Origin of the sequence: Desulfosarcina variabilis str. Montpellier, from assembly GCF_048565275.1 — a bacterium.
Classification (GTDB): Bacteria; Desulfobacterota; Desulfobacteria; order Desulfobacterales; family Desulfosarcinaceae; genus Desulfosarcina; species Desulfosarcina variabilis.
On record NZ_CP159846.1, the window covers coordinates 4,443,483 to 4,464,892 of the forward strand.

Annotated in this window: 18 protein-coding genes; 9 read left to right on the forward strand and 9 right to left on the reverse strand. The window is 51.0% G+C overall.

Going from position 1 to position 21,410, the window contains the following annotated elements; all coding sequences use genetic code 11:
* Window positions 1–214: 214 nt before the first annotated feature.
* Together Dvar_RS20035 and kdsB are read left to right on the forward strand one after the other, a co-directional pair.
* Window positions 215–547: a histidine triad nucleotide-binding protein gene (locus tag Dvar_RS20035; protein ID WP_419663735.1), complete on the forward strand. Its 333-nt coding sequence runs from the start codon at window positions 215–217 to the stop codon at window positions 545–547.
* A 33-nt stretch (window positions 548–580) separates the two neighbouring features.
* Window positions 581–1,327 (forward strand): 3-deoxy-manno-octulosonate cytidylyltransferase, encoded by a 747-nt coding sequence (gene kdsB, locus Dvar_RS20040; RefSeq protein WP_419663736.1) that lies wholly within the window; start codon window positions 581–583, stop codon window positions 1,325–1,327.
* 34 nt (window positions 1,328–1,361) lie between these two features.
* Here kdsB and Dvar_RS20045 read toward each other — a convergent pair whose 3' ends face one another.
* Window positions 1,362–2,273, reverse strand: a complete 912-nt coding sequence (locus Dvar_RS20045; RefSeq protein WP_419663737.1) for a hypothetical protein — start codon at window positions 2,271–2,273, stop codon at window positions 1,362–1,364.
* Window positions 2,274–2,280: 7 nt separating this feature from the next.
* Entirely contained in the window at window positions 2,281–3,810 is a 1,530-nt protein-coding gene (guaA, locus tag Dvar_RS20050) for a glutamine-hydrolyzing GMP synthase (RefSeq protein WP_419663738.1), read from the reverse strand.
* A 256-nt stretch (window positions 3,811–4,066) separates the two neighbouring features.
* Between guaA and mltF the strand changes: the two genes are divergently transcribed.
* The 3 genes from mltF (at window position 4,067) to efp (ending at window position 6,938) form a co-directional block, all read left to right on the forward strand.
* Entirely contained in the window at window positions 4,067–5,461 is a 1,395-nt protein-coding gene (mltF, locus tag Dvar_RS20055; protein WP_419663739.1) for a membrane-bound lytic murein transglycosylase MltF, read from the forward strand.
* An 85-nt stretch (window positions 5,462–5,546) separates the two neighbouring features.
* The gene (locus Dvar_RS20060; RefSeq protein WP_419663740.1) at window positions 5,547–6,287 is read left to right on the forward strand and encodes a phosphoribosylanthranilate isomerase; all 741 of its coding nucleotides are present in this window, start codon (window positions 5,547–5,549) and stop codon (window positions 6,285–6,287) included.
* 87 nt (window positions 6,288–6,374) lie between these two features.
* Window positions 6,375–6,938 (forward strand): elongation factor P, encoded by a 564-nt coding sequence (gene efp, locus Dvar_RS20065; protein WP_419663741.1) that lies wholly within the window; start codon window positions 6,375–6,377, stop codon window positions 6,936–6,938.
* Window positions 6,939–7,009: 71 nt separating this feature from the next.
* On the opposite strand, the gene Dvar_RS20070 is transcribed toward efp, so the two are convergent.
* Together Dvar_RS20070 and Dvar_RS20075 are read right to left on the reverse strand one after the other, a co-directional pair.
* Window positions 7,010–7,762, reverse strand: coding sequence for a DUF3047 domain-containing protein (locus Dvar_RS20070; protein WP_419663742.1), 753 nt, complete (start codon window positions 7,760–7,762; stop codon window positions 7,010–7,012).
* Between the two features lie 16 nt (window positions 7,763–7,778).
* On the reverse strand, window positions 7,779–9,026 hold the full coding sequence (locus Dvar_RS20075) for a hemolysin family protein (protein ID WP_419663743.1): 1,248 nt from the start codon (window positions 9,024–9,026) through the stop codon (window positions 7,779–7,781).
* A 357-nt stretch (window positions 9,027–9,383) separates the two neighbouring features.
* On the opposite strand from Dvar_RS20075, the gene Dvar_RS20080 reads away from it, so the two are divergent.
* The gene (locus tag Dvar_RS20080) at window positions 9,384–12,278 is read left to right on the forward strand and encodes a DEAD/DEAH box helicase (RefSeq protein ID WP_419663744.1); all 2,895 of its coding nucleotides are present in this window, start codon (window positions 9,384–9,386) and stop codon (window positions 12,276–12,278) included.
* Between the two features lie 26 nt (window positions 12,279–12,304).
* On the opposite strand, the gene Dvar_RS20085 is transcribed toward Dvar_RS20080, so the two are convergent.
* Both Dvar_RS20085 and queC read right to left on the reverse strand, forming a co-directional pair.
* Complete coding sequence (locus tag Dvar_RS20085; protein ID WP_419663745.1) at window positions 12,305–12,961, reverse strand: lysoplasmalogenase; 657 nt, start codon at window positions 12,959–12,961, stop codon at window positions 12,305–12,307.
* Window positions 12,962–12,997: 36 nt separating this feature from the next.
* A complete protein-coding gene (queC, locus tag Dvar_RS20090; protein WP_419663746.1) occupies window positions 12,998–13,693 on the reverse strand; it encodes a 7-cyano-7-deazaguanine synthase QueC in 696 nt (231 codons plus the stop codon).
* Between the two features lie 123 nt (window positions 13,694–13,816).
* On the opposite strand from queC, the gene manA reads away from it, so the two are divergent.
* Window positions 13,817–15,022 (forward strand): mannose-6-phosphate isomerase, class I, encoded by a 1,206-nt coding sequence (gene manA / locus Dvar_RS20095; protein ID WP_419663747.1) that lies wholly within the window; start codon window positions 13,817–13,819, stop codon window positions 15,020–15,022.
* On the opposite strand, the gene Dvar_RS20100 is transcribed toward manA, so the two are convergent.
* Together Dvar_RS20100 and Dvar_RS20105 are read right to left on the reverse strand one after the other, a co-directional pair.
* Window positions 15,016–15,231: a hypothetical protein gene (locus tag Dvar_RS20100; RefSeq protein WP_419663748.1), complete on the reverse strand. Its 216-nt coding sequence runs from the start codon at window positions 15,229–15,231 to the stop codon at window positions 15,016–15,018. The genes manA and Dvar_RS20100 overlap by 7 nt on opposite strands.
* Window positions 15,232–15,475: 244 nt before the next feature.
* On the reverse strand, window positions 15,476–15,817 hold the full coding sequence (locus Dvar_RS20105; RefSeq protein WP_419663749.1) for a type II toxin-antitoxin system HicB family antitoxin: 342 nt from the start codon (window positions 15,815–15,817) through the stop codon (window positions 15,476–15,478).
* Between the two features lie 426 nt (window positions 15,818–16,243).
* On the opposite strand from Dvar_RS20105, the gene Dvar_RS20110 reads away from it, so the two are divergent.
* On the forward strand, window positions 16,244–16,855 hold the full coding sequence (locus Dvar_RS20110; protein ID WP_419663750.1) for a hypothetical protein: 612 nt from the start codon (window positions 16,244–16,246) through the stop codon (window positions 16,853–16,855).
* Window positions 16,856–16,947: 92 nt separating this feature from the next.
* Here Dvar_RS20110 and acnA read toward each other — a convergent pair whose 3' ends face one another.
* Window positions 16,948–19,692: an aconitate hydratase AcnA gene (acnA, locus tag Dvar_RS20115; protein ID WP_419663751.1), complete on the reverse strand. Its 2,745-nt coding sequence runs from the start codon at window positions 19,690–19,692 to the stop codon at window positions 16,948–16,950.
* A 181-nt stretch (window positions 19,693–19,873) separates the two neighbouring features.
* On the opposite strand from acnA, the gene rlmD reads away from it, so the two are divergent.
* Window positions 19,874–21,262: a 23S rRNA (uracil(1939)-C(5))-methyltransferase RlmD gene (gene rlmD / locus Dvar_RS20120; protein WP_419663752.1), complete on the forward strand. Its 1,389-nt coding sequence runs from the start codon at window positions 19,874–19,876 to the stop codon at window positions 21,260–21,262.
* Window positions 21,263–21,410 lie beyond the last annotated feature (148 nt).

The following is a 21,410-nucleotide window of genomic DNA, read 5'->3' on the forward strand; positions in this document are numbered from 1 at the left end:
AAACTTAAATAATCAATTTCAATACTTTTATTGCTATTTCAGGGCATTTTTCATGGGTACGCAATCCCGGCCTTGAAAGACGATAAATGTCTGCTTGACAAGTTTGTCACCGAACCGGTAGGAACAAACCATTTTATTCATTTGCCTGATATCACGATTTTTTCCATAATCCTTTGGGTAGACACGATACGAATGCAGACAGGAGATGTTCGAAATGGAAAACGACTGCCTTTTCTGTAAAATTGCAAATGGCCAGATGGATACTCGGTTTCTTTTTGAAAATGAGAACCTGGTGGTATTCCGCGATATCAACCCCCATGCACCCGTTCATCTGCTGATTGTTCCCAAACGGCATATCAGAAGTGTCAACGATCTGACCGAGGTGGACAGCGCCATTGTTGCCGAGATGATCATGACGGCCAAACAGATGGCCAAAGCAGAAATGGTGGATCAATCCGGCTATAAACTACTGTTTAACGTGGAAAAGGGTGGGGGACAGGTGATTTTTCATCTGCACTTGCATTTAATCGGTGGGTGGAAAAAATAGACATTTTATAAAAATATGAAAGAAGGTTGATTTATGCGAGTTGTGGTGATTATTCCCTCGCGTTATGGGTCGTCTCGCTTTAACGGCAAACCCCTTGCTCAAATTTGTGGGAAGCCGATGATTGAGTGGGTCTATCAACGGGCGCTGGCCGCCACATGCGTTGATTCCGTTTATGTGGCCACCGATGATCCCCGTATCCGGGATGCAGTCAATGGGTTCGGTGGAAACGTTGTCATGACTGCGTCGGATTGCAGGTCAGGGACCGATCGGGTTGCCGAGGCGGCACAGCGCCTCGGCTTGGCAATGAACGATGTCGTGATCAATATCCAAGGCGACCAGCCGCTTGTGGATCCACGTAGCTTCGATGCCGTGGTCAAGCCGTTTATCGATGATCCGGCGGTGAAAATGAGCACATTGGCCTTTGCTATTCAAGAAAAGCGTGAGCTTACCGATCCCAAGGACGTTAAAGTGACCTTCGACAACCAGGGTGATGCCCTGTATTTCTCAAGGGCAACAATTCCCCACGGGCGGGACAGCCAGGCAGGATATGATGTCTATAAACATCTGGGGGTTTATGCATACACGCAGGAATTTTTAGCGCGTTTCCGGTCTTTGGCGCCGGGAAGACTGGAGGAAATTGAAAAACTTGAACAACTGCGGGCCATGGAACACGGCTATCGCATCCGGGTTGTCGTCACACCTTATGATTCACCCGAGGTGGATCTGCCTGTTGATATCGAGCGTATTGAAGAGAAAATGACTGCCATGGGGCTGTGTTAATTCCAAGATTGTTAAATGAAAAGCGTGCCAGCTGTCAGTTGATTGTCTGCTCCTCAATACCGGTCGGTTGTGGACCGGGTTCTGTGGATGGGCTGGATGCGGGTGACTGAGGAGGCGGCGATGCTGCTTTTGCCGGCGATGGTTGGGGGGCTTTAGGGGTGGATGCCCGTTTTTTGGTTTGGGCATTGATTTGCATTATCTGCTGATTCAGCGTGTCGATCCTTTTATCAATTTGCGCCAGTTTTTTCCCCAATTCACTTATCTTATCATTGACTAATTCTTTTACAGCCAGTCGTTCAAGTCCCAAGGCCAGATTCAACGATTCCTTGGTCAATTTTTCTTTTTCCAGTTGAACCGCCTTTTTTTCAACCGCGACCAGCCGCTCTTGGTCCTTTTTCAGGCCTTGTGCCATTAAAAGAATTTTATCGGCCAGTTCTTCGTCGAATGTCGCAAAAGACGCTTTTAAATCAGCCACATCTTTTTTCAGTGCATCCAGCGCAGCGCTGTTTTTTTTGTCCAGGGCAGCCAGATCAGATCGACTGGCTTTGGTTTCACTATCTCCTTTAAAGTCGGTCATGGTTTTTTTTAGTTTCACCTGCATGGCTGCTGTGGTGGTTTCCAGCGCCTTTGTGTTTTCAGCAAGCAGTTCCTCTAATTTGGCCTGTTTGAGCGAGAGACTCGAAAACCGGGATTCCAAATCCTTGGACAAGTTCTGAACGCCCATGGTTCCCGTGTTTTGAGTACTGGCAACCCGGTTTTTGATGTCCAGATAGGCAACCACCAGAACGATGACCAGCAAGCAGGGAATCAGCACCGCCACAAGGGTGACCCGCGTGCTCAACTTTTCGATGCGCAGGTTTTCCGCATCAGCGACATACATAGAATCCGGTATGTCGGGTTCTTCATCCTGAATGGTGAAACGCGAGGTATCGTTTTCTGTGTTCATCGGTTAGTTATTCCCATTCGATGGTGCTTGGCGGTTTTGAACTGATATCGTATACAACACGGTTTACTCCACGCACTTCGTTGATGATACGGTTGGAAATGGTGCCCAGCAGCTTGTGGGGAAGCTTGGCCCAATCAGCAGTCATGGCATCCTTGCTGGTGACCGCTCGGATGGCAACGATATTTTCGTAGGTTCGTCCGTCGCCCATGATGCCGACGCTTTTGATTGGCAACAGCACAGCGAAAGACTGCCAGAGTTTGCGGTAGTAACCCGCGGCACGTATTTCTTCTTGGAGCACGGCATCCACATTCCGCAGAACATCCAGACGTTTTTTTGTGATTTCTCCGATGACCCGAATGGCAAGGCCCGGACCCGGGAAGGGTTGCCGCCATACCAGGTCTTCGTCCAATCCCAGTGCTTTGCCCAATTTGCGTACTTCATCTTTGAACAGGTACTTGAGCGGTTCGACTAGCTTGAGCTTCATTTTTTTAGGCAGGCCGCCCACATTATGATGCGATTTGATTACCGAGGTCGGGCCGCCAAAGGCGGATTGGGATTCAATAATATCCGGATAAAGTGTCCCCTGAGCCAAAAAATCAGCGTCTTTGATTTTCATGGCCTCTGCTTCGAAGACATCCATGAAAATTTTACCGATGATTTTGCGTTTACGTTCCGGATCCGATACACCAGAAAGTGCCTTGATAAAACGAGACGCGGCATTGACAAAACGGATGTTGATATCAAGGTGGCTTTTCAGCTTCAATTTCAACTGAGCGGCCTCGTATTTTCTGAGCAATCCGTTATCCACAAAAATGCAGGTCAGGTGTTTGCCGATCGCCCGATGAATCAAAAGGGCCGTGACCGACGAATCCACGCCCCCGGAAAGACCAAGGATCACCTTTTTGTCTCCGACGGTTTCGCGGATCTGGGAAATGGTGTCCCTCGCAAAGGATTTCATCGTCCATGAGGCTTTACAGCCGCAAATATCAAAAAGAAAATTGCGAATGATTTTTCGCCCCTTGACCGTATGTTCCACTTCCGGATGAAATTGGACACCATAAAATCGTTTTTGGTGGTTGGCCATGGCGGCCACCGGGGTGTTGGCTGTCGTGGCCGTGATTGAAAAGCCCTTGGGCAGCGATTCAATGGAATCCCCATGGCTCATCCAGGTCACGGTCTCTTTGCCGATGCCGGTAAAGAGGTCTTTTTCCGCTTTTGCACTTAACGCGGCAAATCCATACTCGCGTTTTTCGGCTTTTTTAACTTTACCCCCCAGCGCATCCACCATAAAATGCATCCCATAGCAGATGCCCAGCACCGGGATGCCCAGATCGAAAATGCCGGGATTGACGCGAGGGCTTTTTTCTTCATAAATGCTGGCCGGACCACCCGAAAGGATGATACCCTCAGGTGCAAGACTGCGAATCTCCTCCACCGTAACCGTTGGTGGTTCGATCTGGCAATACACGCGGCATTCGCGTACCCGCCGGGCAATCAGTTGGTTGAATTGGGATCCGAAATCGATGATGACAATCATGGGCGGTCTCCAAATAAAATCTGTGCAAATACACTAAATTTCAACAGGTTGAAAGAATTTTGGGGGGTCATAACACTATCCCGAACAAAAGGCAACCAGCCGGAAGCGTATAGGATATCCGTATTGATAATTTATTTATCTGCGATTATAAATCATTTCCAACAGATGGCAACAAGCAACTTTAAGGTGGGGCTGATACCGCTGATTGACAACCTAACCTTGTAAAACTGCCCATTGTAACCCTATGCAACGCAGTATGCTGAAACGAAAACAGTATGCATTGGTCGTATTGGGATTGTTGCTGCTGATCATCGCGTGCGAGCGACCGGTCAGACAAAATGATTTAGAGGCCTTACAATCCCGCGGCGAATTAGTCTTGATCACGCGCAACAATGCGGCCTGTTATTATGAGGGGCCCCATGGGGCAACCGGTTTCGAATACGAGTTGGCCAGCTCGTTTGCCAAGTATTTGGGAGTGACCCTTAGCGTTCATATCATGGAAGATGAGCTGGAGATGATTACCGCCCTTCGCGATGGGCAAGGTGACATCATTGCTGCTGGATTTCCTTTTGGTAACCGTTCAACCAAGCTGATCGCCTTGGGGCCGGGATATTTGGATGTGGATCAAGAGGTGGTTGGAAGACGTGGCGGGCCGGAAATCAAAGACAAAAAGTCTCTTGAAGACTATACCCTGTGGATGACCGGCAACAGTGCCCGAATTGAATACCTGGAAGCATTGCGCCAGATTTTCCCAGGCATTAGCTGGCAAATACTGAGTGCCTATACATCTGAGGATTTGCTTCAAATGGTATGGAACCGTGCATTGCCCCTGACGGTTGTCGATTCCAACATCATGGCCATCAATCACCCCTATTTCCCCGAACTGGTCAAGCATCTGACGTTGGGTGAACCGCGCCAACTGCGTTGGGCCATTGATCCGCGCAATCATTATCTTACCCGGGCCATCCACGATTGGTTTGACCGCAAAGAAACCCGGGCCCGAATCGAGGGGCTTGTGCAGCACTATTACAGTCATCTGGAATCATTCGATTACGTTGATGTGGTGCGGTACCGACAACGAATCAAACGAAGACTTCCCAGGTACCGGGCCATGTTTGAGGTGGCGGCTAAAAAATACCAATTGGATTGGAAACTCCTGGCCGCGCTGGCTTATCAGGAGTCCCATTGGAATCCAAGGGCAAAAAGCTATACCGGTGTGCGGGGCATGATGATGTTGACGCGTGAGACCGCGGCCGCTTTGGGCGTGGAAAATCGCATGGATGTGGAAGCGTCCATATTTGCCGGTGCACGTTACCTGGCACGTCTGCACCGGCAGGTGGGAAGCGAGGTCGCTGAGCCGGATCGGACCCTTTTGGCCCTGGCCGCCTACAACATCGGCTTCGGCCATGTCCAGGACGCCAGAATTCTCGCCCGCCGCCTTGGAAAGCGGAGCAACACCTGGCGCGGTATCCGAGCCGTGCTCCCGTTGCTGCAGCAGAAAAAATATTATAGTACCCTTGCGCATCGTTATGCCAGGGGGCAGGAGGCCGTTGTTTTTGTGGATCGTATCCGCACGTACCATCGCATCCTTCAACCGGTATTGGATGAAATGGCGGCCAATGAATTTACCCCTCATGGGTATGGGCTTTAAATTTGCACAAAATCCGCGAATGTGATAGAGACGGCCACGGTTAAATATCAAGTGTTTATTTAGATACTTAAAAATGAGCAGGTTCATGTCAAAACAGATTGTACAGATATATGAGATCCAAACGCCCGAAGAGGCCTGTGCCTTGATTGAGATGGGGGTGGATCATGTGGGCAGTGTGATTACCAGCCTAAAGGCGCGCCATGATCCGATTATCCGCGAAACGGTCGGCGTTGTGCGTAAACTGGGTGCAATCAGTAGCGTGATTCCGCTTTACACAGACACTGAAGCGGTAATTGACACGATCTCGTATTATCAACCGAATATCATCCATTTGTGTGACAAGCTTGACGGATCAGATGATCCTGCGATTGATGCGGCGATTGCTCTGCAAAAGGTGGTGAAAGATCGTTTCCCTGAGATCAAGATTACCCGGTCCATTCCCATTGCAGAGCACGCGGGTGCCCAGTGCCGGTCCATTTTAACCATGGCTGCGCGATTGGAGCCCGTAAGTGATTATTTTTTAACCGATACGGTTATCGACGGTTCCCCCCATACCGTGGGTGGGGATCAACCGGTGGATGGGTTTGTCGGTATCACCGGGCTTACCTGTGACTGGCAGGTGGCCGCGCGACTGGTTGTCCATAGCCGGATTCCGGTCATTCTGGCTGGCGGTATCTCACCGGAAAATGTGGCTGCCGGGATTCGTCAGGTCGATCCATTTGGTGTTGACAGCTGCACGTGTACCAATGCCCTGGATGAAAGCGGACAACCGATCCGTTTTAGAAAAGATATGGCGCGGGTAAAGATGCTGGTCGAGCAGGTTTGATGCTGCTTGGCCAGTGATTAGAAAGAAAACCTAAAAATAATATGCATGAATACTAAAACAGATACCCCATAGGAGGCGATCTATCATATGTACGAAAGCAGTGATTTACGCAAAGGATTGAAAATTGAGATCGACGGTGATCCCCATGTGGTGGTCCAGTTTGAGTTTGTTAAACCCGGCAAAGGGCAGGCGCTTTATAAATGCCGGCTGAAAAATATGATCAGTGGCGCCCAGTTTGACAAGACCTACCGTTCCGGCGAGAAATTCAAGGAAGCCAACCTTGAAGAGGTCGAGATGGAGTATCTATATCAAGACGGGTCCGGCTATTGCTTCATGAACACGTCCAACTACGAACAGGATTTCTTAAGTGAAGACCAGGTGGGCGATGCCAAGGCGTTTTTGAAGGAAAATACGGTGTGTAATGTTCTTATGTTTGAGAAGACGGCGCTGGGCATTTCGCTTCCCAATTTTGTGGAACTGACCATCACCGAAGCCGAGCCCTGGGCAAAAGGGGATACGGCTGCCGGATCGACCAAGCCGGCCACCCTTGAAACCGGCCATGTGGTTCAGGTCCCACCGTTTGTTAATCAAGGAGAAAAGATCCGCATTGATACGCGTACCGGGCAGTATGTGGAGCGAGTCAAGGGCTAAACGAAACGGTAATCTGGCCCAAGGCTGACGCGGCGAGCGTGCAAATGGACGCTTGCATAGGGCGAATCAAGTTAATGCGGCCCTGCCAAAGCGATATCTCCATACCAGGCCGTCGCCTTTTCGCCTGTATTGTCGGTGTCGGTCATCACAGCAATCGCGGTGATGGGAGGCGGATCGGTGCCAAAAGCCAGACGGAAGTCCTCAACAATATTCCGCCGGGCGGATCGCCATTGGTTCACGTGGGCTGGTCCGCTCTCAACCACAATCATTTGTACCCGATTCGTATATGGATTGGGGTGGATTGATCCTGGGGGCGATTGATTCCCCCATACATAAGCCAGCGCGGCTGAAGGCGGGACCTGGCCATAAAACAATTTGATGGCGGCTATTTTGGCGCGTTCAAAAAAGGAGAGGTCATCCGGATCCTCGGCAAAGGTGATGTAGAGCCGCGCCGCATAATCATCACCAGATTTTTCTTTGACGTTCCCCTTTTCAAGGATATTGCTTATTTTCCAACGCCAGGTAAGCCAGGGATAGGTGCCGGCGGACAGGTTTATCTTTCTGACCAGTCCGGAGGCCGAGGCATGGCTGTCCGCCCTTAATACTGTTCTGCCCTGGTTCTCAGCGATCAGCCGGTACTGGGTATGGGATTTGATTTTTTCAAAGGTCAGTGGTTCCCATCCGGATACGTTGCCGTCCGGTACCATGGCCGAAAATCGTCCCACGGCAAATTCCTCCAGATCAGCCGCCCAAAAGGATGCCGGGCTGATTATACAGGCAACTGAGAACGCTATCCAGGTAAGCAAGCAAAGGCTTGTTTTCATGAATGCTTTTCTACTATCAGGGTTGCTGGGGCGGTGGTGTTGAGGTCATCTCCTGAACCATATACCGTTTGATTCGGTTTCCATCCATTTCCAAGACAGTCACTTTGTATCCATCAATGGTAAAGATCTCATCCTCTTCAGGGATCCGGCCGATGCGATCCAGTATAAAGCCAGAAAATGTATCGTATTCCCTGGTTTCGGGAATCTGCATGCCTAGTTTTTCATTGACTTCCTCGATTTCCGATTTTCCCAACACCATCCATTCTTTGGGCTTTTTGCGAATAATGTGGGGTTCTTCTTTATCCGTTTCATCGCGAATTTCACCCACCAGCTCTTCCAGCAGGTCCTCCAGGGTGATCAATCCCGACACACCGCCGTGTTCATCGACAATGATGGCGATATGATTTTTGCGGGCCTTGAACTGGTGAAGCATCCGATCGAGCTTTTTGTTTTCCGGGACAAAATATGGGGAACGCATGATAGTGCGGATATCCACCGGTGTTTCCGAAGTGGCCTGGTGCATGAAAATATCTTTGATATTGAGTATGCCGACCACATGGTCGGTATCTCCCTCGATTACGGGAATCCTGGTGAATCCGGAATCGGCAATGGTCTTCAGGTCAAGGGGATCGGCGACATCCACAACGAACATATCGGCACGGGGCGTCATGATTTCCGATGCACTGGTGTCGTCCAGTTCAAACACATTGTGGATCATCTCCCGTTCCTCTTCCTTGATCTCTCCCTGCTCTTCCACAACCTCGACAAACGTGATCAACTCCTCTTCGGTTGCGGACGGTGTTTTGCTCATCCTGCCGGTAATCCGGGGAATGAAGTTGAGAAACCAGATGATTGGAGAAAAAAGGATCGACATCCAGTAAATGGGGAAAATGGTCAGTTTGGCGATCAGGATATTGTTACGCGTGGCAAAGGATTTGGGGATGACTTCGCCAAATACAAGGATCATAAATGTCATGATCCCGGTGGCCAGACCTACGGCGTAATTGGAAAACAGGTTGATCGTCAGCGAGGTCGCAATGGCAGAGGCGGCCACATTGACCACGTTGTTGCCGATCAGAATGGTGGTCAACAGCTTGTGCGGATCATCCTTCATGCGTTTGATCAATTGGTGGGATCGGATATCCTCTTTGGCCAAATGTCTGGCCCGGGTCTGGCTGATGGAGAACAAGGCGGTTTCCGCAGATGAAAAAAAACCGGAAAAAAGCAGTAAAACAAAAAGAAAAAGCACTTGATTGACCATCATCCGTCAGCTCCTGCACAAGCGATATTGTCCAACAGACGATCACTGGTCGTGTAAAAGGGATGGTAAAACTGACAGAAAGAAAAAGAATCGAAGGTACCCCGGTGACCTAACCCCGGGTGCGATAAAAAGGGGTCGTCCAACGCTATTGCCTTCCTCTTGAATTGTGAAATGGTGTCATGCGATAGTAACCCTTCCCGTTGTGGGGCAGGGGAGACGATGGGGAGATGTAATCAATTTCATAGTTACATGTAGTTTTGTTGCTAAAAAGACCGATTCATCAAAACTATAGCGTATTTTCCCAGTTTTTCAAGTCCATATGCGTATAAAAAAGCAAACCATGCAAAGTTAAGGGCAGCCATGTCTCTTGGAGCATCCATTAATCAGTATATTGCCGCCTTGAAGGGCGCCCATGCCTTTGAGGGGCAAATCGTATATCATCGGGAATTCGAACCGACCCCGGCTGTTTATGGCCGGGTGAAGACACCCTGGCCGCAGCCGATCACTCAGCTGTTGCATGCGATGGATATTAAACAGTTATATTCGCACCAGGTTCAGACCATGGATCGGGTGCGCTGCGGCATTCACACAGTGGCGGCCACACCAACGGCTTCCGGAAAGACGCTGATCTACACCCTGCCGGTGATTGAAGCGGTGCTAAGCGATGCATCCGCTGCGGCGCTTTTTATCTACCCCCTTAAGGCACTTGCGCAGGATCAGCTTAAAACCGTAAGCAGGATGGCTGATGCATTACCGGAGGTTGACCTGCAGGCTCAGATTTACGATGGTGACACCACGGCATACCGGCGGAAAAAGATAAGGGAGCATCCGCCTCATATCCTGATGACCAATCCAGAAATGGTGCATCTGTCCATTCTGCCTCACCATGATCGTTGGGGCGATTTGCTCGGACGTCTGCGATTTGTGGTGATTGACGAAGTCCATGTCTATCGGGGGGTGCTGGGCGCACACATGGCCCAGGTGTTCCGGCGGCTGGTGCGATTGTGCCGATTTTACGGAGCAGCGCCGACGTTCGTGTTTACATCGGCAACCGTTGCCAATCCCGATGAATTGACCCGTGCCCTGACCGGCCTGGATGTTGAAACGGTTCGCCACAGCACGGCGGGGACCGGTCGACGGCATCTGGTGATGATTGAGCCTGTGGATGGCCCGCTGGCCGCGACCTTGAAACTGCTAAAAGCGGCCTTGAGCCGAGGCCTGCGCACCATTGTCTACACGCAGTCGAGGAAATTGACCGAACTGCTTGCCATTTGGGCCAAACAAAGCGCCGGACCGTTTGCCAAACGCATCAGCGCCTATCGGGCCGGTTTTTTGCCTGAAGAGCGCCGGTCCATTGAAGCCAAGCTGGCTTCCGGTGAACTGCTGGCGGTGATCAGTACGAGCGCTCTGGAACTGGGAATCGATATCGGGACGCTGGATTTGTGCCTGCTTGTGGGTTACCCGGGATCCATCATCGCCACCTGGCAGCGAGGCGGGCGGGTAGGGCGCAGTGGGCGAGAATCCGCAGTGGTTCTAATTGCCGGTGAGGACGCTCTGGACAATTATTTTGTCAATCATCCGCAGCAGCTGGTCGAGCGGCAACCCGAAGCCGCCGTGGTCAATCCGCACAATGCTCAGGTCATGGCCCGGCATCTGGTCTGCGCAGCCGCGGAGCTTCCCCTGAAATCCGATGACCCCTTCATTGCTTCCAAGCCGGTCCGTGCCTGTCTCAAAAAGCTGGTCAATGACAGTAGCCTCTATCAGAGTGCCGATGGAACGACCTATTACGCACCTGTAAAAAATCCTCACCGGCATGTGGATCTGCGCGGTTCTGGACGACGGTTTGCCATTGTTGATGCAGCGGACAACACCCAGCTGGGGGAAATCGATGGTGTCCGTGTGTATCGGGAGGCTCACCCGGGGGCCATATACCTGCATCGCAGTCAAACCTATCAGGTGACCACATTAGACGTCGAAACACGAAAAGCTTATGTAAATGCCTGTCAGGTAGGCTATCACACCCGGGTTCGATCCCACAAAGACACCCGCATCATCGAGACCATCGATCAAAAGCCGGTTTATGGTACCATGATGTGTGTTGGTTTAGTAGAAGTTACCGAAACCGTAACCGGTTATGACCGAATTCAAACTCGAACCGGTAAAATCATCGATCGAACCCCTTTGGATTTGCCCCCAACGGTGTTTGAGACACAGGGCCTTTGGTTTACGGTGCCGGATGTCGTCACCACGATGGCAGAAGACGCCCAGGTTCATGTCATGGGCGGTCTGCATGCCCTGGAGCATGCAGCGATTGGTGTCTTCCCGTTGCTCGTTTTGGCCGATCGGAATGATTTGGGCGGGATTTCAACACCTTTTCATCCCCAGTTGCAGGCCGCCGCCATTTTTATTTATGACGGTGTGCCAGGCGGGGCCGGGCTTTGCCTGCAGGCCTTTTCAGATGGTCGGGCACTGCTTGATGCAACGTATCTGGCCATCACCGGGTGCGATTGCGAAAATGGTTGTCCTAGCTGCGTCCATTCACCCAAGTGCGGATCCGGAAACCGCCCCATCGACAAAGCCAGCGCTATTTTTTTACTGCAGCGCCTGTTTGAGGAAAAGGATCCGGTTGCCTCTGCGGTGATTTCACTGGCAGCCAACACCAACACGGACAAAGGGGATGCGCAAACGCCGGATCCGCCGACAGCCCAGACGCCGGACGCAATGATTCGTTACGGTGTGCTGGACATCGAAACCCAGCGCAGCGCCGAAGAGGTGGGCGGGTGGCATCGTGCCGAGCGTATGGGGGTGAGCTGTGCGGTGCTTTATGACTCGAAAACCGATAGTTTTTATGAATTCGTGGAAGGTCAGATCCCCGCGCTGATGGCCCATTTAAAAGGCATGGACATGGTGGTCGGATTCAACATCAAACGGTTCGATTATCGGGTGCTTTCAGCTTATACGGATACAAACTTCAGGCAGCTTATGACCCTTGATATCCTGGAGCAGGTGAAAAATCAGTTGGGATATCGTCTCTCCCTGGATCACTTGGCCTCGGTTACCCTGAATACCGGAAAGACCGCGGACGGGCTGGATGCCTTGAAATGGTGGAAAATGGGTAAGATGTCGAAAATTATAGACTATTGTCGGTCTGATGTCGCTATTACCCGGGATCTTTATCGCTTTGGTCAAAAGCACCACTACCTGCTGTTTCGCAACAAAGCCAAAAAGGTGGTGAGACTACCCGTAAAGTGGTAAATAAAAAAAACGCGGCAATGATCCGGTTAGGCCGGAATCCATGACGACGAAAACACCAATATAAACTGGGCCCCGTAATACAGGGGCAAGCCCACCATCCGGTTCCGGTGGTCACTGGTCACGAACCGTTGGCGCGCCACGGCAATATCCGAAAGGTAAAACAAGCTCGCCCCAATCAGGATACCGACTCTTGCCTGGTGCGGAATGTGGGTATTTGATAGGATTGACCATGCACCGCAAACCATGATGCTAATGACCACCAGATAGGCCAGAACCGGCGTCGTCATATCGCCCAAATGCGGCGCCAGCCAGCGCCAGATGATTCCTGCGGATACCACCATCAGCATCGCTCCAAGCGCCATGGCCGTGCCAGTGGTGCCCATGATAAAAAAGATGCTGGCAAACAGTACGTGTCCCATAAAAAAAGAAACCAGCCCTAACAAAAAGGCGACCCTCGAGCCGAAGGCCAGAAGAATATCGCCGCAAAGACAGCATGTCAGGGCTGCTCCCACTAGCGTGAAGGCTAATTTGTTCGGATAGGGTAAAAGCCACCAGGCAATGATGAACAGAAAGGAAAGCGGGGTTTTGAACAGTAGTATCCGACCCGGTACACCGCTTTTTTCCGCGGCAATCAAACCGAACAAGAGGACGATGGCCATACCCACAAGAATGATACCTGACATTTGACTGTCCTTTGCGATGGTGACGAATTGAAAGGGTCACGGTGTGTAAATGGTTGGATCAGGCACACCGGCGGCAGCGAATCCATTTTTTCGTAGCACACAGGCGTCACAATGTCCGCAGGCCAAGCCGTCGGCATCCGGATCATAGCAACTGTGGGTCAGCCCGTAATCCACGCCAAGGGATAATCCGGCCTGGATGATTTGGGCTTTGCTCATGTCAATTAACGGGGTATGTATACAAAAACGGCCCTTTCCCTCGACGGCTGCTTTGGTTGCCAGATTGGCCATGGTTTCAAATGCCTGGATATATTCCGGGCGGCAATCCGGGTAGCCGCTGTAATCCACGGCGTTAACCCCGATGAAGATGTCCCAGGCCCCAAGGACCTCGGCCCAGGCCAGTGCATAGGAGAGAAAGATCGTATTGCGCGCCGGCACATAGGTAACGGGAATTTCATCGGTCATCTGAGAAGGGTTGCGGGATTTGGGAACGGGAATGGCGTCGGTCAGGGCCGAGCCACCAATGGGACTGAGATCGATGCGGGTGATCAGATGTTTTTTGACCTGCATGGCAGCGGCGATCGTTTGCGCCGCCTTGAGCTCGAAATCGTGGCGTTGACCATAGGAAAAACTCAGGCTGAAGATGTCATAGGCCTTTTCGCGAACCATGGCCAGTACGGTGGTGGAGTCTAATCCACCACTTGACAAAACAACTGCTTTTTTATTTTTATTCATAATAGTTATATGTATAAAGATAATGTAATAGTTGAAATAAAGAGGTACACTCACATCCATTGTCTGTGAATGCATCTTGAATACGGTCACAGACTCAAACGAAAAAATAATCGGTGGTCAAGCATGCGTATCTATCGACTTGAAAATGTCATCCAGCCCTATGCCTGGGGATCCAAAACAGCTATTGCCGAATTATTGGGACTCCCCGGTCCCCATGATGTGCCTCAGGCAGAATTGTGGATGGGAACCCACCCCAAGGGACCGTCCATGGTGCGCGTCGGTGCGAAGCGAGTCCCACTTTATCAGCTAATCGAGCAAAATCCAATGGTTATGTTGGGGGCCGATAGCGTGCGGCGTTTTGGCGCAGTCCTGCCTTATCTTTTCAAGGTGCTGGCCGCTGACCAGCCGCTTTCAATTCAGGCCCATCCAAGCAAACAAGAGGCGATTGACGGGTTTGCCCGGGAAAACCAGGCAGGCATCGCCCTGGATGCGACCGATCGAAATTATCGTGATGACAATCATAAACCGGAAATCATTTGTGCCCTGACCCCTTTTTGGGCGCTGAACGGATTCAGGCCCGCTGCCGATGCTGTCCGCCTGATGGAGCCGGTTTGTCCTGATGATCTCAAACCCGCCTTCAAGCGTTTAAAAGATAATGGCGTAGACGGTCTTAACCCTTTTTTTAAAAGCATGCTGACATTGTCTGCAAATGAACGGGAAAGGGCATCTGCGCAGATGTTGATCAAAGCCAAGTCCCTGGCCAGGCAATCACCGGTCTATGGCTGGATGGTGACCCTGGCCGAGTGGTATCCTGCGGATATGGGTATTCTCAGCCCTGCCCTGTTAAACCTGATCCGTCTTTCGCCGAGGCAGGCCATGTATCTTCCCGCGGGGCAGTTGCATGCCTATTTGGATGGCGTGGGCATTGAATTGATGGCCAATTCGGATAATGTGCTGCGGGGAGGACTGACCCCCAAACATGTTGATGTGCCGGAGTTGCTCCGCGTGGTCAGGTTTGGTGAGACAACCATCACGCCCCTTGACGCAACGCCCATGGAAACCGGTGAGTGTTGTTATCGATGCCCGGCAGAGGAATTTTCGCTCAGCATGATCGAAGTGGATCCGTCACGGTCATATGCATCGCCATCCGCCCGTAGTATTGAAATCCTGTTGTGCACCGAAGGAAAAGGCAGGATCGCAGCAGATACCAATGACGCGCTGAGCATAAAAAAGGGCGACAGCCTGGTTGTTCCGGCAGCCTTGGACCGATATACCATTGATGGCTACGTGACTATCTATAAAGCCTCTGTTCCACTTCCCATTCAATAATTTTCAATATCTGCGGCAAACTGATCAAATCCTTTTTCGTTTAGAAATTTCGAGATCAGGTCTGCCAGTGCATCAGCGGTATCGACCCGATAGTGACCTTTCTCATCCGTACCGACCATTTTTTTGGAATTGGCCACCACAGCCTGAAGCGCTGCGGCAGAGATTTCAATATTTACATGAACCCTGACCATTTGATTATTTTCCGACATGGCAAATCCTCACTTCAAACGAGCGCTTTATAAAAGCGATCGCGTTTTTCAAGACGATTCGTAACGCAAAAATGGGTATTTTTAAAAGCGGCTTACCCTGCTTTTCGGGTAACTTCCTTAGAAGCAAATACTCAATAGGCGGTTGATTAGCGATTGTTTATCAAGGAATCGGGGACAATCGTCAAGCAAAAAATCCAACCTGTGCAATTAGCTATTAGATAAAACGCTTCAACATCCAGGTATGTCATCCATGGGAGTGGATCGCTTGTTCGAGTGTCTCCACCACCCATTTGTTGATGCTTTTTCCATTGTGGGCGGCAGCGGCGGCAATATCTGCGTGGACATCAGGGGAAATGCGAAGGGTTAATTTGCCTGAATAAGGTTTTTTCGGTTTTTCACCGCGTTGCCGGCAAACTTCCAAATAGTGGTCAATGGCATTATGAAAATCAGCGGTCAAAGCAGATACCGTCTCTCCATGAAAACCAATAATATCGCTTACACCAAGCACTCGTCCGAAAAAAATATTATCATCGGAATCAAATTCAATCCGTGCGGTAAATCCTTTATAAGTAAGTGTATTTTTCATGGCTCGATAAATTTTATATTTGCCTTTGTCGGCTTGGAAAAAACATCCCGTAATATTTTACGGTGTTTTGATTTCATATCAAATCTGATACCATTATTTGCCACCACATTCAAGATTGTTGTGGTTAATAGCGGAAAAAGCGTGATACTCAGACGTGTCGTTTTCGACAGTGAGGCCATGTTAAAAAGATCCATCCGCTTCACCCGGCTTCTTTCAAAATGGGCGATTGCATTGACAATCGAAAATGAATTGCATAGGGAATATAGTGTTTAAGATAGTGTTTTTGGCAAGGCCAGAAGGAGGAAGCCGTATTGTCATACTGCAACGAACGATAACGCAGCCCAAAAACATTATCTTGAATGCTATAGGTCAAACACAGCGTACCCTTAAATAGATGGGCACGATACTCATCAACGGTCATCAGGCATGAACGATTATGAGCAGGAACAATTCGAGGCATTTACCATTGTCAAAGAAGGATTGCGGCAAATGGATGCGGTGCAGCGACGGCAACTGATCGAGGCCGCCGCGCAATATATGCAGTTCAGACATCGTGTGGATCAATTTTTGGACCGCTATTTCAGTCCGATTTGCACTGAAACCTGCTTTAAAAGCCACACCAGCGCCTGTTGCAGCAAGGACGGGATTATTACTTTTTTTGCCGATGCGGTGATCAATGCGCTGTATGCCACGGACGCACAAATGGATCAATTAATGACGGTTCTGAATCAGGGCAATGCCGGGCACCGATGCGTGTACTTGGGTGAGGATGGGTGCCTGTGGACCGTCCGGCCCGTGGTCTGTGCCATGTTTTTGTGCGACCGGGCCACAAACGCCGTGTTTGATGCGACGCCAGCGGCACGCACCCAGTGGGAACGACTGCGGGAGCAGGAAAAACGGTTCAAGTGGCCGGACCGGCCGGTGCTGTTTGATTACCTGGAACGTGTATTTATCGACAGGGGATATCGGTCTACGCTCATGCACCTTAACTTGAGCCCGGGATTGCTAAGGGTTAAACGTAACGCCGGGCTGATCTGAGCGCCTTATTAAGAAGCCCCGCTAACGGCGCTGGAAAACGTCGTTACCGGGGCTGATCCAGATTTTTCAAAAAGGCGTTAGGGATGACGCCCCTAACTTTCCATCATTTTGCGGATCACGCAGGGCAGAATCCCGCCATTTTCAAAATATTCCAGATCCACTTCCGTATCTAAACGTGAAATCACCGTGAACGTCGTTTCCGTGCCGTCATCCTTGACCGCTTTAACCGACAGCGGTTTGCGCGGCGTCATGCCGGCAATTCCGCTGATGGTATAGGTTTCCGATCCGTCCAGCCCGAGGCTTTGGGCGCTTTCGCCCTCGCTGAAGATCAACGGCAGAACCCCCATGCCCACCAGGTTGTTGCGGTGAATCCGTTCATAAGACTCGGCGATAACAGCGCGAATGCCTAACAAATTGGTGCCTTTGGCGGCCCAGTCGCGCGATGATCCGGTGCCGTATTCTTTCCCCCCCAGCACGATCAACGGGGTGCCTTCCTGCTTATAGGCCATGGCCGCGTCATAGTTGAACATTTCCTTCTTGTCCGGGAACTTCAAGGTAAAACTGCCCTGCTTGGGCTCTACCAGTCGGTTTTTAATGCGGATGTTACCAAACGTGCCGCGCATCATTACCTCGTGGTTGCCTCGCCGGGATCCGTAGGAGTTGAACTGGTCCTCGGCCACGCCGTTTTCAATCAGATACTGCCCGGCCGGATAATCAGCCGGAATGGCACCTGCCGGAGAGATGTGGTCCGTGGTGACCGAATCCCCGAGCAAGAGGAATGCACGGGCATTGCTGATGTCGGCAGGTGCGGATGAGGTCAGGGAAAATCCGTCGAAATAAGGCGGATTTTTAATGTAAGTGGATGCATCGTCCCAAGTAAAGGTGGTGCTTTGGGATACATCCAGGGCCTGCCAGAAACGGTCCCCGTCGAAAATTTGGGCGTATTCCTTTTCGTAAAAGTCCTGTTTCACATGGGCCTTGACCAATGCATCGATTTCCTTCTGGGCAGGCCATAGATCATCCAGATAGACCGGCTCGCCGTTGGGATCGATGCCCACCGGTTCAATCGTCAGATCAATGTCCACCCGGCCGGCCAGGGCAAAGGCCACCACCAGCATGGGGGAGGCCAGGAAATTGGATTTGATGTTCTGGTGGATACGGGCTTCGAAATTGCGATTGCCGGACAATACGGCGGCCACGTTCAGATCGTTCTGTGTGACTATCGATTCAATATCCGGGTGCAAAGGCCCGCTGTTGCCGATACAGGTGGTGCAGCCGAATGCAGCCAGATGAAATCCCAAAGCATCGAAATACGGGATCAGGCCCGCTGCTTCCAGATAGTCCATGACCACTTTTGAACCGGGGGCCAAAGAGGTTTTGACAAATGGTGGCACTTTGAGTCCCTTGGCCACCGCATTTTTAGCGATCAGACCGGCTCCCATGAGCACATGCGGGTTTGAGGTGTTGGTACATGAAGTAATCGCAGCAACGACGATGTTACCGTCTCCGAGTTTGATCGGCTGACCATTGAGTTCCATGTCAAACCGCTTTTGGGCCACGGGTTGACAGCGCCTGGCACGAACGGTTGCAGCACCCGCGTCAGCTTGAGATGCCGAGATGCGTTTGATCTCTTCATCCCGGTCGTATTTGCAGCCTAAAATATCTGCGAAGGTGCCTTTAAGATCAGGCAGGGTAATACGGTCCTGGGGCCGCGCCGGGCCGGCCAGGGACGGCTCGACCGTGGATAGATCCAGTTCCACCACCTGGGTGAATTCAGGATCGGATTCACCGGTATAGAACATATTGGTCTGTTTACAGTAGGCCTCGACCAGGCGCGCCCGGTCGCCTCTACCGGTCAAGACAAGATAATCCAGGGTTTTTTCATCGATGGGAAAGAATCCTAAGGTGGCACCGTATTCCGGGGTCATGTTGGCGATGGTGGCCCGGTCGGTCACCGAAAGACTTTTCATGCCGGGACCGAAATATTCGACGAATTTTTCAACCACGCCAACCTTGCGCAGCATTTCGGTGATTGTCAGCACCAGGTCGGTGGCCGTCACCCCTTGTTTGAGCTTGCCGGTCAGCTTGACTCCGATGACCTCGGGAATGGACATGTAATAGGGCTGGCCCAGCATCACCGCTTCGGCCTCGATACCGCCCACACCCCACCCCATCACGCCCACACCGTTGATCATGGGGGTGTGTGAATCCGTGCCCACCAAGGTGTCCGGGTAGGCGATGGTCTTGCCGTTTTCCTCCTGGCTGATTACCACCCGGCCGAGGTTTTCCAGATTGACCTGATGGCAGATTCCGGAATTGGGCGGAACCACCTTGAAATTGGAAAAGCTTTTCTGGGCCCACTTCAAAAGGGCGTAGCGTTCACCGTTACGGTCATATTCCAGGGCGACATTTTTTTCCAAGGCGTCATCCGTTCCAAAATTATCAACCTGAATGGAATGGTCCACCACCAGTTCGGTGGGCACCAGGGGATTGACTTTCTCCGGATCCTTGCCCAGGGCTTTAACTGCATCGCGCATGGCCGCCAAATCCACCACGGCCGGCACACCGGTAAAATCCTGCATGAGCACCCGGGCCGGGTGATAAGGGATCTCCACCGGTGCATCATAGGTTTTCTTCCAACCCACAATATTTTCAAGATCCGTTTCCTTGACCACCCGCCCGTCGAACTTGCGCAGCAGGTTTTCCACCAGAATGCGGATGGAAAAAGGCAGCTTTTCAATGGCAGCGCCACGATCGGCGGCATACTGGCAAAAATCAAAGAATGTATATGTGGTTTCATCAATTCTAAGAGACTTTGCATAGTCCGTATTTTTCATGGTAATGTCCTTTTTTTGATGTTGGATTTTTTGGGGATAAACGATCGGCCGCTAAAAAAAGGAAGCAACGGGACTGGAACCGTTGCACAGGGTTGTCGGGGAATTGTCTGCTACACCGACAATTTGTATACGTTAAAGAAAATTATTTGTAAGGGCAAGCAAAAAAAGGCGTTAGATTTCAATGGCACTTAAGAAAAAACAGATTGTTGAATGTGATATTATTGATGTGGCTTTTGGCGGAAAAGGACTGGCAAAAATTGATGGCATGGCCGTTTTTGTCGACCAGACCGTTACCGGCGACCGGGTGGCGGCGCGAATTATCAGGAAAAAAAAGAACTATGCCGAAGCCGTGGTTGATCAGCTGATCGTCCCCTCAGAAAAACGCATCGATCCGCCCTGTCCATACAGCGGTTTTTGCGGTGGCTGTAAATGGCAGTTTATCGACTACGCTTATCAGACGGCATTGAAACGCCGTCATGTTGCCGAATCATTGGAGCACATTGCGCTGCTGAAAGATGCGCCGGTTTATTCAACCATTTTATCGGAAACCGTTTTCGGCTACCGCAACAAAATGGAATTTTCCTGTTCGGATCGGCGCTGGCTCATGCCCCATGAACTGGGCACCGATGCGGATATCCATTTTGCGCTGGGCTTGCATGTTCCCGGAACCTTTCATAAAGTCCTCGACACGCGTGCCTGTTTGTTGCAACCGGCGATGGGCAATCAGATTCTGGAAACCGTGCGCCGATATATGCGCGCATCGGACAGGCCGGTGTACGGCCTGCGCAGCCACCAGGGATTTTGGCGTTTTCTCATGCTTCGGCACTCCGTGGACTTTGATCAATGGATGGTCAACATCGTTACCGCCTGTGAGGATCAGGCCGCTGTCATGCCGCTGGCCGAAACGATTACCGCCGAATTTCCACAGGTGGCGTGCGTGGTCAATAACATCACCAGTCGTAAGGCCGGTGTGGCTATTGGAGAGCGGGAAATCACCCTGGCCGGCGATCCGGTGCTCAATGACCGCATCGGTCCGTTTTCATTTGAGATCTCTGCCAATTCCTTTTTTCAGACCAATACCCGTGGGGCGGAGAAACTGTATTCTACGGTCGGGCGGTTTGCAGAGTTGTCCGGCAATGAAACCGTTTTGGATTTATATTGCGGAACCGGTACCATTGCCATCTGGTTGGCCGGCCAGGCGGCTGAAGTTATTGGTCTGGAACTGGTGGAAAGTGCGGTCCTGGACGCTCGCAAGAATTGCCGCACCAATGGTATTGACAACTGCAGTTTTATTTTGGGTGACATCAAGGATACCCTGCAAACCATCAGTCAGGTTCCGGACTTGTTGGTTATCGATCCGCCGCGTGCGGGAATGCACAAGGATGTGGTGCAGGCGGTGCTTTCCATGGCGCCTGAAAAAATCGTGTATGTGTCCTGCAACCCGGCCACCATGGCAAGGGATTTTTTAGAACTCAAAACACGCTATCGGATGGAAGCGGTCCAGCCTGTGGACATGTTCCCACATACCTTTCATATCGAGGCGGTCGCCAAGTTGAAAAAAATCGGATAGCGGACAACGGTAACGATTCCACTGCGCTTTTTGCCGGTTCCCAGGCTTCGGTTTGGTAAACACGTCTTAAAAAATATGATTGTTAATCATAGTGAACTGCGTTAGTGAAATGAACATCATCTGTAAATAATGGAACAGAAATGACGTT

Coding starts and splice junctions, on each gene's coding strand:
- rlmD (WP_419663752.1), top strand. CDS start 19,874: ATGGCACTTAAGAAAAAACAGATTGTTGAATGTGATATTATTGATGTG.
- kdsB (WP_419663736.1), top strand. CDS start 581: ATGCGAGTTGTGGTGATTATTCCCTCGCGTTATGGGTCGTCTCGCTTT.
- Dvar_RS20060 (WP_419663740.1), top strand. CDS start 5,547: ATGTCAAAACAGATTGTACAGATATATGAGATCCAAACGCCCGAAGAG.
- Dvar_RS20045 (WP_419663737.1), bottom strand. CDS start 2,273: ATGAACACAGAAAACGATACCTCGCGTTTCACCATTCAGGATGAAGAA.
- Dvar_RS20080 (WP_419663744.1), top strand. CDS start 9,384: ATGTCTCTTGGAGCATCCATTAATCAGTATATTGCCGCCTTGAAGGGC.
- Dvar_RS20035 (WP_419663735.1), top strand. CDS start 215: ATGGAAAACGACTGCCTTTTCTGTAAAATTGCAAATGGCCAGATGGAT.
- Dvar_RS20085 (WP_419663745.1), bottom strand. CDS start 12,961: ATGTCAGGTATCATTCTTGTGGGTATGGCCATCGTCCTCTTGTTCGGT.
- efp (WP_419663741.1), top strand. CDS start 6,375: ATGTACGAAAGCAGTGATTTACGCAAAGGATTGAAAATTGAGATCGAC.
- Dvar_RS20070 (WP_419663742.1), bottom strand. CDS start 7,762: ATGAAAACAAGCCTTTGCTTGCTTACCTGGATAGCGTTCTCAGTTGCC.
- Dvar_RS20110 (WP_419663750.1), top strand. CDS start 16,244: ATGAACGATTATGAGCAGGAACAATTCGAGGCATTTACCATTGTCAAA.
- queC (WP_419663746.1), bottom strand. CDS start 13,693: ATGAATAAAAATAAAAAAGCAGTTGTTTTGTCAAGTGGTGGATTAGAC.
- Dvar_RS20075 (WP_419663743.1), bottom strand. CDS start 9,026: ATGATGGTCAATCAAGTGCTTTTTCTTTTTGTTTTACTGCTTTTTTCC.
- acnA (WP_419663751.1), bottom strand. CDS start 19,692: ATGAAAAATACGGACTATGCAAAGTCTCTTAGAATTGATGAAACCACA.
- Dvar_RS20105 (WP_419663749.1), bottom strand. CDS start 15,817: ATGAAAAATACACTTACTTATAAAGGATTTACCGCACGGATTGAATTT.
- mltF (WP_419663739.1), top strand. CDS start 4,067: ATGCTGAAACGAAAACAGTATGCATTGGTCGTATTGGGATTGTTGCTG.
- guaA (WP_419663738.1), bottom strand. CDS start 3,810: ATGATTGTCATCATCGATTTCGGATCCCAATTCAACCAACTGATTGCC.
- manA (WP_419663747.1), top strand. CDS start 13,817: ATGCGTATCTATCGACTTGAAAATGTCATCCAGCCCTATGCCTGGGGA.
- Dvar_RS20100 (WP_419663748.1), bottom strand. CDS start 15,231: ATGTCGGAAAATAATCAAATGGTCAGGGTTCATGTAAATATTGAAATC.